This window comes from Streptococcus oralis (assembly GCF_026782085.1).
GTDB lineage: Bacteria > Bacillota > Bacilli > Lactobacillales > Streptococcaceae > Streptococcus > Streptococcus oralis_DA.
On sequence record NZ_JAKUVW010000004.1, the window covers coordinates 1,128,382 to 1,142,782 of the forward strand.

16 protein-coding genes are annotated in these 14,401 nt (G+C 42.5%); all 16 read right to left on the reverse strand.

What is annotated here, in order from left to right; translation table 11 throughout:
• Positions 1-79 precede the first annotated feature (79 nt).
• A complete protein-coding gene (locus tag MK395_RS07600; protein WP_268711604.1) occupies positions 80-1,597 on the reverse strand; it encodes a damage-inducible protein CinA in 1,518 nt (505 codons plus the stop codon).
• A gap of 35 nt (positions 1,598-1,632) precedes the next feature.
• Positions 1,633-1,776 (reverse strand): hypothetical protein, encoded by a 144-nt coding sequence (locus tag MK395_RS07605; RefSeq protein ID WP_000933182.1) that lies wholly within the window; start codon positions 1,774-1,776, stop codon positions 1,633-1,635.
• Between the two features lie 73 nt (positions 1,777-1,849).
• Positions 1,850-3,382, reverse strand: coding sequence for a cardiolipin synthase (gene cls / locus MK395_RS07610; protein WP_268711605.1), 1,533 nt, complete (start codon positions 3,380-3,382; stop codon positions 1,850-1,852).
• Between the two features lie 135 nt (positions 3,383-3,517).
• Positions 3,518-4,462, reverse strand: a complete 945-nt coding sequence (locus MK395_RS07615) for a 3-oxoacyl-[acyl-carrier-protein] synthase III C-terminal domain-containing protein (RefSeq protein ID WP_139689721.1) — start codon at positions 4,460-4,462, stop codon at positions 3,518-3,520.
• Positions 4,463-4,476: 14 nt separating this feature from the next.
• Positions 4,477-5,739: a F390 synthetase-related protein gene (locus tag MK395_RS07620; protein ID WP_268711606.1), complete on the reverse strand. Its 1,263-nt coding sequence runs from the start codon at positions 5,737-5,739 to the stop codon at positions 4,477-4,479.
• Positions 5,717-6,532, reverse strand: coding sequence for an MBL fold metallo-hydrolase (locus tag MK395_RS07625; protein WP_268711607.1), 816 nt, complete (start codon positions 6,530-6,532; stop codon positions 5,717-5,719). The genes MK395_RS07620 and MK395_RS07625 overlap by 23 nt, the downstream gene beginning before the upstream one ends.
• Positions 6,507-7,487 carry an NAD-dependent epimerase/dehydratase family protein gene (locus MK395_RS07630; RefSeq protein WP_049489452.1) on the reverse strand — a complete coding sequence of 327 codons (981 nt, stop codon included), beginning with the start codon at positions 7,485-7,487 and terminating at the stop codon, positions 6,507-6,509. The genes MK395_RS07625 and MK395_RS07630 overlap by 26 nt, the downstream gene beginning before the upstream one ends.
• A gap of 3 nt (positions 7,488-7,490) precedes the next feature.
• The gene (locus tag MK395_RS07635) at positions 7,491-8,759 is read right to left on the reverse strand and encodes a glycosyltransferase (RefSeq protein ID WP_049519226.1); all 1,269 of its coding nucleotides are present in this window, start codon (positions 8,757-8,759) and stop codon (positions 7,491-7,493) included.
• Between the two features lie 104 nt (positions 8,760-8,863).
• Positions 8,864-10,015, reverse strand: a complete 1,152-nt coding sequence (locus MK395_RS07640; protein WP_049519227.1) for an iron-containing alcohol dehydrogenase — start codon at positions 10,013-10,015, stop codon at positions 8,864-8,866.
• 184 nt (positions 10,016-10,199) lie between these two features.
• Positions 10,200-10,655 carry an SP_0198 family lipoprotein gene (locus tag MK395_RS07645; RefSeq protein ID WP_000853130.1) on the reverse strand — a complete coding sequence of 152 codons (456 nt, stop codon included), beginning with the start codon at positions 10,653-10,655 and terminating at the stop codon, positions 10,200-10,202.
• A gap of 90 nt (positions 10,656-10,745) precedes the next feature.
• Positions 10,746-11,996: a bifunctional folylpolyglutamate synthase/dihydrofolate synthase gene (locus MK395_RS07650; protein ID WP_268711608.1), complete on the reverse strand. Its 1,251-nt coding sequence runs from the start codon at positions 11,994-11,996 to the stop codon at positions 10,746-10,748.
• Between the two features lie 257 nt (positions 11,997-12,253).
• Complete coding sequence (locus tag MK395_RS07655) at positions 12,254-12,559, reverse strand: DUF1292 domain-containing protein (RefSeq protein ID WP_000017622.1); 306 nt, start codon at positions 12,557-12,559, stop codon at positions 12,254-12,256.
• Positions 12,560-12,574: 15 nt separating this feature from the next.
• A complete protein-coding gene (gene ruvX / locus MK395_RS07660) occupies positions 12,575-12,994 on the reverse strand; it encodes a Holliday junction resolvase RuvX (protein WP_268711609.1) in 420 nt (139 codons plus the stop codon).
• Between the two features lie 3 nt (positions 12,995-12,997).
• Positions 12,998-13,264, reverse strand: a complete 267-nt coding sequence (locus MK395_RS07665; protein WP_000507059.1) for an IreB family regulatory phosphoprotein — start codon at positions 13,262-13,264, stop codon at positions 12,998-13,000.
• Positions 13,265-13,350: 86 nt separating this feature from the next.
• Complete coding sequence (locus MK395_RS07670; protein WP_084874851.1) at positions 13,351-13,920, reverse strand: SP0191 family lipoprotein; 570 nt, start codon at positions 13,918-13,920, stop codon at positions 13,351-13,353.
• A gap of 66 nt (positions 13,921-13,986) precedes the next feature.
• Positions 13,987-14,385 (reverse strand): transcriptional regulator Spx, encoded by a 399-nt coding sequence (spx, locus tag MK395_RS07675; RefSeq protein WP_000591165.1) that lies wholly within the window; start codon positions 14,383-14,385, stop codon positions 13,987-13,989.
• Between the last annotated feature and the right edge of the window lie 16 nt (positions 14,386-14,401).

Sequence of the window (14,401 nt, forward strand, 5' to 3'; positions counted from 1 at the left end):
ACCACTCTAAAAATAAAAATCAATATCTTGTGTTAAAAATCCTAAAATTTTTAAAATTCCACAAGATATTGATTTTTTGTTATTTTGATTTATAAAGTTTGAACTCGCTAGTATCTGTCTGAACAAGCTCATAGTTTTCACTGAGCCAGCTCTCTACATCTGACCACAAGGCAACTTTTTGATTGACCACAATCATCTTCGGTTGATTCTCTTTCAGGTCATTCATCAGTTTGGTTTTATTTTCATCGCTTGCAGTATAGAGTGTTGGAGTTGATAGAGAAGTCGGCGCCAAGCGTTCACTTGCACGGTAGAAATCAGGACGATCATCCCAAGCATAGACACGATCCTCAGAACTCGTTTGTTGTTTGACCACGCTAGCAAGACGTTCTCTCTCCTGATAAGTCGTTGGGTGAGAAAGGTAACGACTCACAATAGGAAGAACAATGAGATAGGCAAGGGCAATCAGTGGTAGATAGAAATTTCTTTTAAGGAAAGAAGTTTGTTTCTCACGTCTTCTTCTACGACGACTCCCTCCATCTGAAACATCTTCCTTGATTCCTGTCAGAAGGAGCAAGACCAAGAAAGGAATTAGCACCACAAGACGAGTACCGTTGATAGGTTCTTTGGAGAGAATCAAGATTCCCAAAGAAACCAACACTCCCAAGCTAGCAGCAATTGAGAGGGCATATTGCTTGGCTGGTTTTGACTGGAACAAGCCTGCAAAGAGCAAGCCAAGGGAACCTAATCCAATAGCAAGCAAGCCATAGAAGGCTGCATTTTCAAGCAAATGCGAATTTGAAAAGAGGCTAAGAGTATTTACCGGATACAAGGTCTGGCTAATGGCATCTCCAAAACTACCTGTCCACACTGTATAGTAGCCTAAAGGATAGAATAAGAGTGAAAATCCTAGGGCTGACGCAAAGAACTGATATAGGCCATGAACAAAGTGACCTTTGCCTAGATTAAAGCCGATAATCCCCAAGGCCAGTACAGCCGCAAACAAGGCGGTTGGGATTGGCGCAAGGAAGAAAGCAAGTGCAAGGCTCATACCAACACGTAAAAATCCTTTGTCATCGTTTGGATAAGCTAGATAGTTCGTAACAATGCTAAGTGAATAAAATAGGAAAGGCAAGGCTAGCAAGAGAGCATAACCGCCACCAAAAGCGAGGCCTGCTACAAGCAAGTATAAAATAAAGACAACTCGCTCCGCTTCCTTTTCTTGGCCGACAAGAGTATCCGCAGCTTTGAAAAGAAAAACACCTGCTCCAAACAAGGCAAACCACTCAACCAAAGCAATCAAAACACTGCCTTGAAAAAGGTAGGTTAGCACATAATAGAGCAATCCCTCCGTCCCAAAATAATCTGTATACATTTGACCATTTTGATGCAAGGCCCAACCGGTATAAAGATCTTGAGTTTGTTGCGGACTGACTAAGCCAAAAATAAAAGGCAGGGCAACCGAAATGGCTGTGGCCACTAAACTCCAAAGCATGATACTAAAAAAGGGAATCGGAGCTCCTTCTCGTTTCTCTGGCACTGACCAGTCTTGGTAATGAGATTCTTCTTGTTTCTCATCTATTTTCCTGTATACGTTCATTCAATTTCTCCTCTAAGTTTATCTGTTTTAGTATATCAAAATCTTACAGGAATGTCAGCTTGGGATTGATATTTGCTGAATTTCTTATCCAAAATCGCAAAGCGTTCGATTTCACGAAAACGGTGGAATCGACTATTTCTATACTCTCTGATAAAATCATCATCTTCTAGATTAAGCATGGTTTTCTCCTTTACTTATCTATTCGTAAGAAGACAAAAAAGACCCAGCCTTGGGCTAGATCTCGATGGATAGTTAGAGCATGGGTGCAAACAACTGGACAATTTCCTTAATGAGGCTTTGGTACCAGCTAGTTTTGATGGTGTGGGGATAAATTTCTTGAGAAACCTTAAAAATTTCTTCGAAGTCTCTTTCAATAGCGATGATGGACTGCGTTCTATAAAGCAAAACACCATTTTCATAGTGGTGGAGCAAGCTACGATAGTCAAAATTGATGGTCCCCACTGTTGCTACTTCTCCATCGACCAGCATTTGCTTGCTATGAAGGAATCCCGGACTGTACTCATAAATACGAACCCCTGCAGATAACAAGTCTGGATAGGCTCCTCGAGTAACTAACTGAATAACCTTCTTATCTGGGATACACGGCGTCACAATTCGCACATCTACCCCCCTCAGAGCTGCATTTTTGATACTTTCAGTTAGATCGTAGTCCGCAATCAGATAGGGAGTCGTGATATAGACGTAATCTGTAGCTTGATTGATAAGATTTTGGTAGACCGTTTTTCCAACTTGAGCTCTGTATATGGGTTTTGGTCCACTACTATAGGGAATACAGAGCCCCATCCCATCTTTGGGCTGATTTTCGAGATGGTATTGGTCAAAATCACTAATCTCCCCACGGTTGATATACCAGGCAGATAAAAAGAGTCTGGTAAAAGCTTTAACTGCCGGTCCATCCAGACGAATACCGCTATCCTTCCAATAACCAAAGCGTTCGATATGGTTGATATACTCATCGGCCAGATTGATACCACCTGTATAGGCAATCTGCCCATCAATAATCATGATTTTACGGTGGTCACGGTTGTTATAAGCAACGGTCAAACGTGGAATCACCTTGTTAAATTTGTGGGCTTCAATCCCTCGACCACGAAGCTGGATGGTGTAATCTCCAGGCAAGGTTGCCATACAACCAATATCATCATAGAGAAGCTTCACTTCTACACCTTGAGCGGCCTTTTCTTCCAAAATCTCCAAAATACTATCCCACATCAAACCTTCTTCGATGATATAGTATTCGAGAAAGATAAACTTCTCAGCTTTCTTGAGATCCTCTAGCATCTGATGCCACATACTTTCCCCAGATGCAAAAAATTGTGTATCCGTTCGATCATAGACATCAGCATTCGTGTCCATACTGAGGAGTGATTTGATAACGCCGTAAGCTGATTTGTCTTGTTCCTTTAACTCCAAACGGAGAGCTCTGCTATTGTCCTCTCTGTCAACCATTGATTGGAGCTGCTTTAGCTGCTTCATTTCCTTTTTAGATAAACGACGTTCTCCAAACATGATATAGAGCAAGGGCCCAAACACTGGCACAAAGGCTACTAACAGCCATGTTACCTTACTCTCAGGATTCATAGATCGATTGACAATCGATACAATGGTCGCTAGGCTCACTAAAATGACTAGGATAATCCAGACAATTGGAGCCATTTGCCCTAGATAGAGAAATAAACCAAAGACGATAAACAACTCTGCCAACATGATGGTAATACTAAAACCATATTTGGACATGAGTAGCTGCATTTTTCTAGCTGTCATACATCCCCTTCCTTTTCTAACATTCTCCTTAACTGCTTGATAAACTAGTGTTTCTACTAGTATACCTCAGTTCAGGGGTAGATGGCAACCGTTTACCTTTGCTCAAGTTCCAGTCGTTCCGTGTTTAGATGATTATTACAATTTCAGAGCCAACATATTGACCGTCATACCAGCTGCAGTCCCCATAAGGTAGACGACATCTCCCTCCTTGATAAGTCCATGCTCCAAAGAATAAGCCAAGCCAAATGGCACAGAGACTGACACCATATTTCCATAGTCAGTGACGAGATTGAGGTACTGATCCTCAGCCACACCTAGTTTTTCCATGACCAAAGGAAGAGCACGACTTGCTTGGTGAGGAATGATATAGTCCACGTCTGCCAAGGCTAGCTGTGTTTTTTCTTGAAACTCTTCAAACATGACTGGGATTTTACGAGCAGACAAGAGGAGGATTTTCTTCCCCTTCATGTCAAACATATAGTTGGTCTTCGTCGCTTCAGAGTACTCTTTTGGTTGAAAAGAAGTCAGACCTCCACGAATCTCCGTATCGTGAGCCCCTTCTGACCAAGTACGTTGGAGACTAGCAATGACCCCTTTTTCCTGATGACTTTTTTGGAAAATAAAGGCTGCTGCCCCATCACTAAAGAGTTCAAAACTTTCTTTCTGCTTGGGATTGAGCCCTAAACTACCAACCTCACTAGACACAATCAAGACACGATTGTATTCGCCCGCCTCAATCAAGTGGGACATAGTCGATAGAGCAGAAATAAAGCTGGTACAAGTTGTATTGATGTCCATTGCTGGAATTGAGAGTCCTTTTGCCACGCGCTCATGAATCAAGGCAGCCGTACAAGGAATAGGCTGAACACCAACTGCACTAGCTGATACAAGGCAATCGATATCTTTAATATCCAAATTTGCATGTTCAAGTGCACGGTGGATAGCTTCTTCTGCCAAGTCGAGTTGCGTTTCTTCATTTTCAACTACACGATAACGGGTCTGGTCTTTAAATTGAACTGTATGCTTTGGAAGGCAAATGCCATAACCTGCGATTTCTACATGTCTTTTTACTTCTGTCATTGTCTTTTTTCCTTTCATAAACGTTGGATACGTTTGAGTTTACGGCTAGTATCCCAGTGATAATCTGAAAATTGGATTTGAGGAACTATGAACTCTTTTTGCTGGGCCAAGAGTTGGAACTGTGCTAAAATTGCTGTCTCTACGTCCTCATCTCGTCGGCTTAAACAAACTTCCACTAATTTCTCGGAATGTTGCTTAACTTGGTAATCTCCTACATTCTCCACAAAGAGGATGCAACGCCTGATAAAGTCTGGATAGATCGTTACCTGCCCGCCATTCTGCCCTTTAAAGTAGAAGATATCATCAGAACGTCCTTCGACCTTGTCAATCCGTGTATAGTAGGAGCCACAGGGACAAGGCTCCGGATTTTCAACCAAGATATCATTGAGCTGGTAGCGATAAACAGGCTGACTACTTCGCTTAAAGTCCGTAATCACTGGATAAAAACGGCGGTCATCTAGATACTGCTTTTCCACAAAGATAATGTCTTCGTTGAGATGCAGATTGCCCGCTGAGCAAGTGCAGGCTAGGAAACCTTCTGTCGCCTGATAAACTTGGTCAATGATGGATAGTGAAAAGGCTTCTGCGATCCGTACCCTATCACTATCTTCCAAGATTTCCGCCACCGAAACGATTTTTTGTGGGTGAATAGCTAACTCTCCATCCTTGAGACGCTTGCTCAATTCAATCAACATCGAGGCTGGCGCCACAATAATCGTTGGTTGATAGTTGTTGAGTCGCTCAATATGCTCATCTGTATGTTTGAAAATATCAAAATACTCTAGACGAATGAGCGCCGTATTGATGGTCTGATAGAGTTCATTATCAGCTCTCAGGAAAAAGGCGATGCGGTGTCCAAAAAGCTGCCCCTTGGGCAACATCTTTGCCAAGATAGCCGCAGCCCACATACTTCGCTCTTTCTCTGTTGTGATAAAGAGCCCCCGATGTCCAGACGTCCCTGAAGACAAACCGACGGCCACTTCCCCTTTAAGTTCAGTGAAGTCACGGGTCTTCTCACTTTCAATAGCCAAGCTCAAGGCTTCATCACGATCCACTCCTTGGGTGTTGAGCTCATTGAAATGTTCCATCATAAAAGCCTTGTCCATATGGTCAAAGTTGCTAGGAACCCCATTTTTAAAGTAGGGCGACTCTCGCTTTAAAAAGTCCATATAGTTAGTTAATTGCTTTTTCTGATAGTTTTCTACAGCTTCTCGAGATTTGAAATGATGAAGCCAACGAGTTTGGATAAAGGTTTTAAGAAAGGTTATTTTTTTCATGTAAGATTGACTCTATCCTTTCTACAGGATCATGGCTAACAACTACCTCGATACCGTCCTTTAAGACTTCCTCCAGAAACTCTATCCCCCTGATATAGTCGGCCTTATTATCCTGGACCAAGGAAGGAATCAGGTGCATCTGCTTGGTGTAAGGTAAGAGGTCAATTCCCCAACAGAGGTCTGCTGCAATGAGGAGATTAAGGTCTGGAAAATATAGACAGGCTTGCCCCCTAGCATGCCCGTCAACAGAGGCTACTAGGATACTGCCATCTCCGAAAAGATCACAAATCGGACGATAGGGAAAAGTTGAAACTTGCTGGTCAGCTCTGATAATGGTTAGATTTTTCTCAAAAGAAGCTGGTAAAAACTCCTTGAAAATCAGGTCTTTCAACTTGGGTTTTTGGTAGACTTCATATACTTCTTTTGTCAAGATAAAGGTTGCACGAGGAAAGAAACTAGCTCCTCCCAGATGATCTGGATGTAGGTGTGATAGAAGAACATAGTTAATTTCTTCTGGTTTGATTCCCTTCGCTTCCAGCAAACGTGAAATCTGGTCCTTCTCCGTCATTTGAACGGGCGTTCCTAGCCGATAGAAACCATAGCGAAGCCGGGTCTTAATATCGTAATGATAGCCTGTGTCATAGAGGAGATAGCCCTTGTCCCTGTGTTTGATAAGAAAAACACCTGCTGGAAAGGTCATCTTTTGATTCTTAACTCCCTTAAATAGCAAACCTGTGTAGCTGGTACAGTAGCCTGCTGGGAAATAATCAATGCTTTCGATAATCTTGGACATATTGTTCAATCCCTTCCGAAATACTGATCTGAGGGCGATAACCCAAGTCTCGCTCCGCCTTGCTGATGTCCAGCGTCTGACTATAACGGAGCAGATAATAGGTATAGCGTGTCAGTGGCGGTTCACCTTTGAGTTTTAATACCTTATACAGAAACTCTAAACTACTGGCAATAACTGAAAGAAGAGGAGCTGGCACTTTTCTGTATGTTATTGGATAACCCAACCCTCTCAAGGTTTCTTCTATCAAATCCTTAAAGGCTCTTGGTTCCCCATTGGTAATATTATAAACTTCGCCACTAGCTTGAGGGGCCTCTAGTGCCAAGCGAATTGCCAGAGCGACATTTTCCACACAGGTCATATCCATGAGCTGACGACCATCCCCTATCAAGGGAATGCCAATCTTCTGACTGAGTTTGAGAACTCGGGGCAAAATACTGGTATCCCCAATCCCAAAAAGCCCACGAGGTCGTAAGATAATACTCGGAACATCGGGATAGTCCTTAAACAGCTTCTCCGAAGCCAGCTTACTACGAATGTAGTTGTTCAGATTATTTTCCTGAGGCGCAGCACTTTCTTTGATAGCTAACTGATCTCGAGGCGCAGCATAGATGCTAGGCGAGGACACATAAACCAAACGCAGAATACCAGCCTCTCGGCAAGCATCCAGAACATACTTGGTCCCTAAGACATTTGTCTGGTAGAAATCCTCCCAAGGCCCCCAAACGGTAGAAAGAGCACCCGCATGCACAACCATGTCCATCCCCTGACAAACCCGAGCCAAGTCCTCTTGCTTGGTCAAATCTCCCTGAAAAAATGCCACAGAGGAGTTTTCTAAAGACTGACCCACATTGCGATTGCGTCCAAAAGCGCGTACCTGATAGCCCTGCTGACTAAGCTCTTCAACAACATACTTGCCTAGAAAGCCCGTAGCACCTGTCACCAATACTTTCTTCATTTTTTACTTCTCCTTGTCCCCTAAGAGCCGATGTATTTCGCTCTTCAGAATCTCTGTTGGCTGATAGATTTGAGCTGCACGACTAAGTCTGTTCAAGTCTGGCCAGTCATCTCTAGCCAACAACTCATCAAAGGCACGTCCAATCGCTTCCGTATCCTCTCGTTTAGCAGTCAAGGCAATCCCTGCCTCTAATCCACGAACTGCATAGTCATACTGATCATAGTCATGGGGGAGAATCAAGGCAGGCTTACCATAGATGATACACTGGTAAAAAATACCCGCACCACCATGATGAATCACATAATCCATCTGAGGAATGTACTCCTTATAGGGAAGATAGGATACCACAGAAACATTGTCCATGAGCTCTTCACATTGGAAGTCTTGTCCGCCAAACCCCAGAGTCACAAAGAAGTGGCAATCTGGATGTGCTTCTGCCAATTGTTGTGTCTGATAGAGGAGATTGTCTTTAGCCCATGCTAGCTGAGTGCCACAGGAGACAAGGACCTTCTTATAACCTGCATAAGGAGACAAATCGAGTGGATAATTTTCTGCCCTCTCAATCGAAGAGCCAAAAGGTCCCACCCAAAGGTAGTGCTCTGGAAAACCGCTTTTCAGCTCCAACTCTTTCATCCCAATTCCCAAGATGGAATAGGGTGAATAGATGGTTTCCTGACCTTTCTGATTGTAGAGCCTAAAATCGTAACGTTTCAATCGTTCTCTCAATAAAAAGCTTACGATTCGTTTCCCTAAACGAGTCCCTTTTCTTACTAGCCATTGCAGACCAGATTGGAAAGATGTTTTTGGACTGCCCATTCCTCCAAAGAAACAAGGCGGTCCATCTGTCGTTTCAATGGCAAACTGTGTCGCCATCGTGGTAATCCAGGGAATGTTCAACTGTTCCGCAACAAGTCCTCCAGAGAGGGTTATAAAGTCCGCAATCACAATATCCGGTCTATTTTCCTGCCACTCTTGCACTAATTGATCTGAAACCACATTGATCAAATCAAGACTAGCTGACAACTGTCGATAAGCAGAAAACAGGTTTAATTGACCTTCATTGTTGGCTACACGCTCAAACTCATCTACACAATTTTCTAAAATGGGAATCACCCGGAATCCCATCTCCTCTGCTACAGTTTTTCGTTGCGGTCCTGTAAATAATCGAATCTCATACAAGGGATCCTTCAACAAGGGGGCAAGTAAATTCAGTGTTGGGAAGAGATGCCCACTCAAGGGAACTACAACCACATCAATTTTGATTTTTCTCATATGTCTAGGATAGCAAATTTTTAAAAAAAGAACTACCAAAATGATAGTTCTTTCCAATATTATTTATATTTTGAGGAACAAGTCCCGTCTACTCTACTTGATTTTTAGAAGAGTTCTTTGTAGAGAGCAATGGTTTCTTCTAAAGTTGGCATAAATGGATTGCCTGGCGCACATGCATCAATCAAAGCATTCTTAGAAAGGTAGTCAAAGTCAAAGTCTTTTTCTTGGATACCGAGTTCAGTGAGTTTCTTCGGAATACTAACAGTTTCAGAAAGTTTCTCAATCTCAGCGATAGCATAGTCAGCGCATTCTTGGTCTGTTTTCCCCTCCACATGGAGTCCCAAAGCCTTGGCTACATTGCGGAATGCTTCTGGTACACGCTTGGCATTTTCACGTTCTACAACTGGGAGAAGCATGGCACAGCAGACACCATGTGGCAAGTTATATACCGCACCGAGTTGGTGAGCCATAGAATGAACATAACCCAAACCAGCATTGTTAAAGCTCATACCACCGAGGAAGATGGCATTGACCATACCCTCACGCGCTTCAATATCTTGGCCATTTGCCACAGCACGAGGAAGATACTCCTTGATGAGTTCAATCGCTCCGATAGAAAGTTTCTTGGTCACATTATAAGCACCTGGTGTTACCAAGGCTTCGACAGCGTGAGTAAGAGCATCCATACCTGTCGCTGCTGTCAATCCTTTCGGCTTTGAAAGCATGAGTTCTGGATCATTGACAGAGATAAGGGCAAGGCTATTCTTATCAACCATTACCATCTTGACCTTGCGCTCTTCGTCAGTAATAACATAGTTAATGGTGATTTCTGCAGAAGTTCCAGCTGTTGTATTGATCGCAACCACTGGCAAGCCTTTTTTAGCAGACTTGTGGAGACCTTCGTAGTCCTGTGGTTTGCCACCATTTGTAGCAATGATAGAGATACAACTAGCCGCATCCTGAGGAGATCCTCCCCCAAGACTGATGATGAAGTCACATCCATGCTCTTTCAGGACAGCCACTCCGTCTGTGACGTTCTTGCAAGTCGGATTTGGCTCCACATCGCTAAAGATTACATATTCGATCCCTTCAGCATCTAACGGTTTTAGGACTTTGGGTAAAATATCACTACCTTCGATGAACTTATCTGTCACCAAAAGGGCCTTCTTATACCCCAGTTCCTTGATATACGGACCTACTTCATTTACAACACCTTTACCAATAAGGTTAACTGCCGGAACGTAAAATGTAGCCATATGCTTTTCCTCCTGCGCCTTTGCGCTATTTGATTATTTACTATAAGTATACGACCTTATAAGAAGTATTACAAATATTTGTAAGCGTTTTAAGTAAAAAGTTAGTAAAGAACAGCCAGCCACTTTTTCAAGAAAAAAGCTCCAAAAAGATGGATTTCATCTCATTGGAACTTTTACTTAATCATTATTGCTTAGTTAATACCACTCGGTCAGATGTCTCTCGGTCCATATCGTCGATAATCAATTGATTACCATTAACCGTGTAAATTTTGACATCATCACCGATAATGACACGTTGATTTTCTGGTTCAAAGCTGACTTGCTTGATTTCCTTATCTCCATCTGGCTCGACCTCAGTCCATGTACCAGTTTTACCTGTTACAACAAGAGTGATTTGGTCATTCTCATCTTTTCCAGTATAGGTACCATCGATATTCGTAGGTTGAGCTACAGTAGTGTCCTGACTTGAGGACGCCTGTGGTTGACTAGCACTTGTCGCAGCGCTAGAAGATGATTCTTGTTGAGAAGATGATTGCTGAGCAGATTGCTGGGTAGGGGCTTGTGCCTTAGGTCCACAAGCTGCTAAAAGACTAAGAATTGCTAGGGAAGCAATAGAAAGTGTGAATGTTTTCGTTTTCATAGCGATTTCCTTTCTTTTGTGCCAATGTTTTGCTGGAATCGTTTCCAGATATACCTCCTACCTCAAGTATAACAACTTAAGCCTAGAAGGTCAACTAATCCCATCGCTTCCTTGCAAACTCGCTCGGACTTCCGAGATAAAGTAGAGCGAGCCCGTCACGAAAAGCAAGTCCTGATCTTTGGCCTTTTCTTCAAATTCTCTGATAAAACCGCCATAGGAAGAAATCAAATCGTAACCCGCCACATCCTTTTCATCCAGAGAGCCTTGGTAGTCAAAGCCTGTTACCTTAAGTTCCACCTCAGGCAACTGCTTAGATAGATAGCCTAACATCCCCTGATAATCCTTGCGTTTAAGTGCTCCAAAAAGGATGCGAACCTGGTAACCTTGCTGGATTTTCCCCTGGATAAACTCGACTAGACGAGTCAAGGCTGGCAGATTGTGAGCCCCATCTAGGTAGATTTGTGGACGAATCCGTTCCAATCGACCTGCCCAGTGGGTCTCTTGCAAGGCCCGTCTGACAAGCACTTCTTCGACCCTTTCACCTCTTGACGCCATAAACAAAAGAAAAGTTTCCAAAGCCAAGGCAGCATTTTCTTGCTGATAAACACCTTCCAAACTGATTTCAAGTTGTGAAAAACTCGCTAGGCTACTTGAAAAATCCCTAGCATTCAAGGTGAAGTCTTGCCCAGCTTGATAAAGTTCAACAGCTAACTCTCTTGCTCTTTTTTGACAGACAAGCTCCGCTTCTGGAGTAAGCTTGGCAATGACCGCCTTCTTGCCAGCCTTGAAAATACCAGCTTTCTGCTCGGCTATTTCCTCCAGACTATCGCCCAAGGTCTCCTGATGATCTAGCCCAATCGAAGTAATAACTGCAATCTCTCCTGTTACGACATTAGTGGTATCAAGCAAACCACCAATCCCCACTTCTAGCAGAACTATATCCACTCCCTGCTCTTTAAAGTAAAGCAAGGCAATCAAGGTCAACAACTCAAAGAAAGACAATTGATCATGTGTTTCTAAGAGAGTTTTCTCCATCTCTTTGACTTGGTTAGCTATACGGATAAAGTCTTCCTCCGCGATCGGCTGTCCATTGATACAGATTCGATCATGGATACTGATGATATGAGGAGAGGTAAAAGTACCAACTTTTTTATCATGAGCAACAAACAACTCCCTCATGAAGGCAATAGTTGACCCTTTACCATTAGTCCCTGTTACGTGGATAATAGGATAAGTCCTCTCTGGATTCCCCAGCAAATCCACAGCTCGCTGCATTCGTCCAAGACCAGATCTAAAATTTAAACCAATCCGACTATGAAACCACTTTTCTACTTCAAACATACATGTCTCCTTAACAAAAGTCCAATCAACTACCGCATCAAAGTATGATTACAAATAAAAAACGAGGTCGGGACTAAAATCCCGACCTCTTACCTGGTTAGCTAATCACTAGCTACTATGAATTTCAACGTGGGCTAAAAACATCCACTGGACTTACTTACAGTCTTTATTTTTAGCGTAAGGGTAAAAATGTTCACTGAACAAACCAGTTCTCTCTTATTTTAAGGAACTGGGGTAAAAATATCCCCCGGATATTTTTACTCCTCCATAAAGCTGTTGAAGACTTCTTCAATCATGTTCCATTCGTCTTCTGAGTCTTCTGGGATTGGTTGCAATTCGCCTTCTGTTCCATCTTCATTTTCAGTGAATGAGTAGGCTTGGATTTCAACTTGCCCGTCTTCGTCTTCTTCTGCGTTAACTGGTACAAGCAGAACATAGTTCTTACCAAATTCTTCTTTTCCATCAATGGTCAAAAGGATTTCAAATAAAGTTTCATTTCCTTGTTCATCAACAAGTGTAATCAATTCACGTTCTTCGTGGTCATGGTTGTGATCGTGTGACATAGTTTCTCCTCTGTCTTAAAATTTTCTATCTAAATAATTTTGCAAAATCAGCTGAGCAGCCAACTTATCAATAACTTTCTTGCGTTTGTTACGACTGATATCTGCTTGTTCAATCAACATACGTTCCGCAGCGACCGTTGTCAAACGCTCATCCTGATAGTCTACTGGCAAACCAAAGAGTTCTTCTAATTTTGCTCCGTAGGCTTGACTAGCTTCTACTCGCGGACCGTTGGTATTGTTCATGTTTTTTGGCAAACCTACTACAAAGCGTTCTACCTTATAGCTGTCAACCAATTCCTTGATACGGTCAAAACCAAACTGGCCTTGATCCTCATTAATCTGGATGATTTCAAGTCCCTGAGCGGTGAAGCCTAGTGGATCGCTAATAGCCACCCCTACTGTTTTTGAACCGACGTCCAATCCCATAATTCTCATAGATTATAGATCGACTCCTTGTCCCTTAAGGTAGTAGCGTACCAGTTCTTCAACAATTTCATCACGCTCATACTTACGGATTTGATTTCGTGCATTGTTGTAACGAGGAACGTAAGCAGGGTCTCCACTCAATACATAACCGACGATCTGGTTAATCGGATTGTAGCCCTTGTCATTCAAAGAAGCATAAACATCTGTCAACGTTTCGCTAATTTCTTTCTTATTGGAATCATCCAATTTAAACCGTACAGTTTCTTCAGTAAATCCCATTCTAACACCCTCTTTCCTTAGAATAGTACTATTATAGCACATTCCCTGACGTTCTACAAATAAGTCAGTCTATTAATTTGGATTTTCTATTGTTCTGTCGCCCCATTTGCCACTCTGTCTGCAATATATTGGCTAGGTTCGTTTTTTAAGAGATTTTCAAGACCGATATTTTTTAAATATTCGATCTGAGATGCCTTTTTGACATCCAATACTTGAAAATCATAAGTCGTTGTTGTCTGGATTTCGGTCTCGCTGAGTAGCTTGGTTTCCAGTGTAAATCCTGCTAGTTTGCGTGCCTCTTGGATGGTCTCATCCTTCTCTTCAGCTTCTTGAAGCGCTTTTTGCGTCTCCTCTAGGCCATTTTCAGAGATAAAGTTCTTGAGTTCATCCCCGACAGGTCGTTTTTGCTGAATGGTCAAGGTCAAAAATTGATTGCCTTTATAGGTAATAGTCTGAATCTGCTGCGTTCCATTTTCTGACTTCGGCATCAATAAGGTCTTGGTGACAACCGTATTCTTTTCGGCATTGTCCAAAACGGGAAGGTTTGATTGGAGAGGTTCAGATGCTGTTGTAGAAGCAGCAGGGGTTTCCTTTTTTTGCCCACATCCCGCAAGCAAAAAGAGGAGAGCAAAACTAGCAATTAGTAACTTTTTCATAATTCCTCACATGATTTTAAAACAAAAGAGCAAACAAGGCCAGGAGTCACTCCCAGCCTTGATGTTTTATAGAGCTGCACGTAGACGTGCTTCTGCATTTTCTACATTACGGACAGAGCGTGGCAAGAAGGCACGGATATCATCTTCTTTATAGCCGACTTGTAGGCGCTTCTCGTCAACGAGAATCGGACTCTTTAAGATCCGTGGTGTTTCCATGATTAAGTTGAGCACTTCATTGACACTCAAATCCTCGATGTCAACTCCAAGTGCCTTAGCGTAGCGGTTTTTTGACGAAACGATACTGGCAATTCCATTATCTGTTTTCGTGAGAATATCTAATAACTCTTCTCTTGTAATTCCTTCTTTACCGAGATTTTGTTCTTTATAACTTAACTGGTGGGCATTGAGCCAGGTTTTCGCTTTTTTACAGCTAGTACAACTTGAGACTGTATAAATTTTGATCATGTACCTACCCCTTTCG

Coding starts and splice junctions, on each gene's coding strand:
- spx (WP_000591165.1), bottom strand. CDS start 14,385: ATGATCAAAATTTATACAGTCTCAAGTTGTACTAGCTGTAAAAAAGCG.
- cls (WP_268711605.1), bottom strand. CDS start 3,382: ATGACAGCTAGAAAAATGCAGCTACTCATGTCCAAATATGGTTTTAGT.
- MK395_RS07635 (WP_049519226.1), bottom strand. CDS start 8,759: ATGAGAAAAATCAAAATTGATGTGGTTGTAGTTCCCTTGAGTGGGCAT.
- MK395_RS07605 (WP_000933182.1), bottom strand. CDS start 1,776: ATGCTTAATCTAGAAGATGATGATTTTATCAGAGAGTATAGAAATAGT.
- MK395_RS07670 (WP_084874851.1), bottom strand. CDS start 13,920: ATGAAAAAGTTACTAATTGCTAGTTTTGCTCTCCTCTTTTTGCTTGCG.
- MK395_RS07625 (WP_268711607.1), bottom strand. CDS start 6,532: ATGTCCAAGATTATCGAAAGCATTGATTATTTCCCAGCAGGCTACTGT.
- MK395_RS07640 (WP_049519227.1), bottom strand. CDS start 10,015: ATGGCTACATTTTACGTTCCGGCAGTTAACCTTATTGGTAAAGGTGTT.
- MK395_RS07630 (WP_049489452.1), bottom strand. CDS start 7,487: ATGAAGAAAGTATTGGTGACAGGTGCTACGGGCTTTCTAGGCAAGTAT.
- MK395_RS07645 (WP_000853130.1), bottom strand. CDS start 10,655: ATGAAAACGAAAACATTCACACTTTCTATTGCTTCCCTAGCAATTCTT.
- ruvX (WP_268711609.1), bottom strand. CDS start 12,994: ATGAGAATTATGGGATTGGACGTCGGTTCAAAAACAGTAGGGGTGGCT.
- MK395_RS07600 (WP_268711604.1), bottom strand. CDS start 1,597: ATGAACGTATACAGGAAAATAGATGAGAAACAAGAAGAATCTCATTAC.
- MK395_RS07650 (WP_268711608.1), bottom strand. CDS start 11,996: ATGTTTGAAGTAGAAAAGTGGTTTCATAGTCGGATTGGTTTAAATTTT.
- MK395_RS07620 (WP_268711606.1), bottom strand. CDS start 5,739: ATGAAAAAAATAACCTTTCTTAAAACCTTTATCCAAACTCGTTGGCTT.
- MK395_RS07655 (WP_000017622.1), bottom strand. CDS start 12,559: ATGTCACACGATCACAACCATGACCACGAAGAACGTGAATTGATTACA.
- MK395_RS07665 (WP_000507059.1), bottom strand. CDS start 13,264: ATGGGATTTACTGAAGAAACTGTACGGTTTAAATTGGATGATTCCAAT.
- MK395_RS07615 (WP_139689721.1), bottom strand. CDS start 4,462: ATGACAGAAGTAAAAAGACATGTAGAAATCGCAGGTTATGGCATTTGC.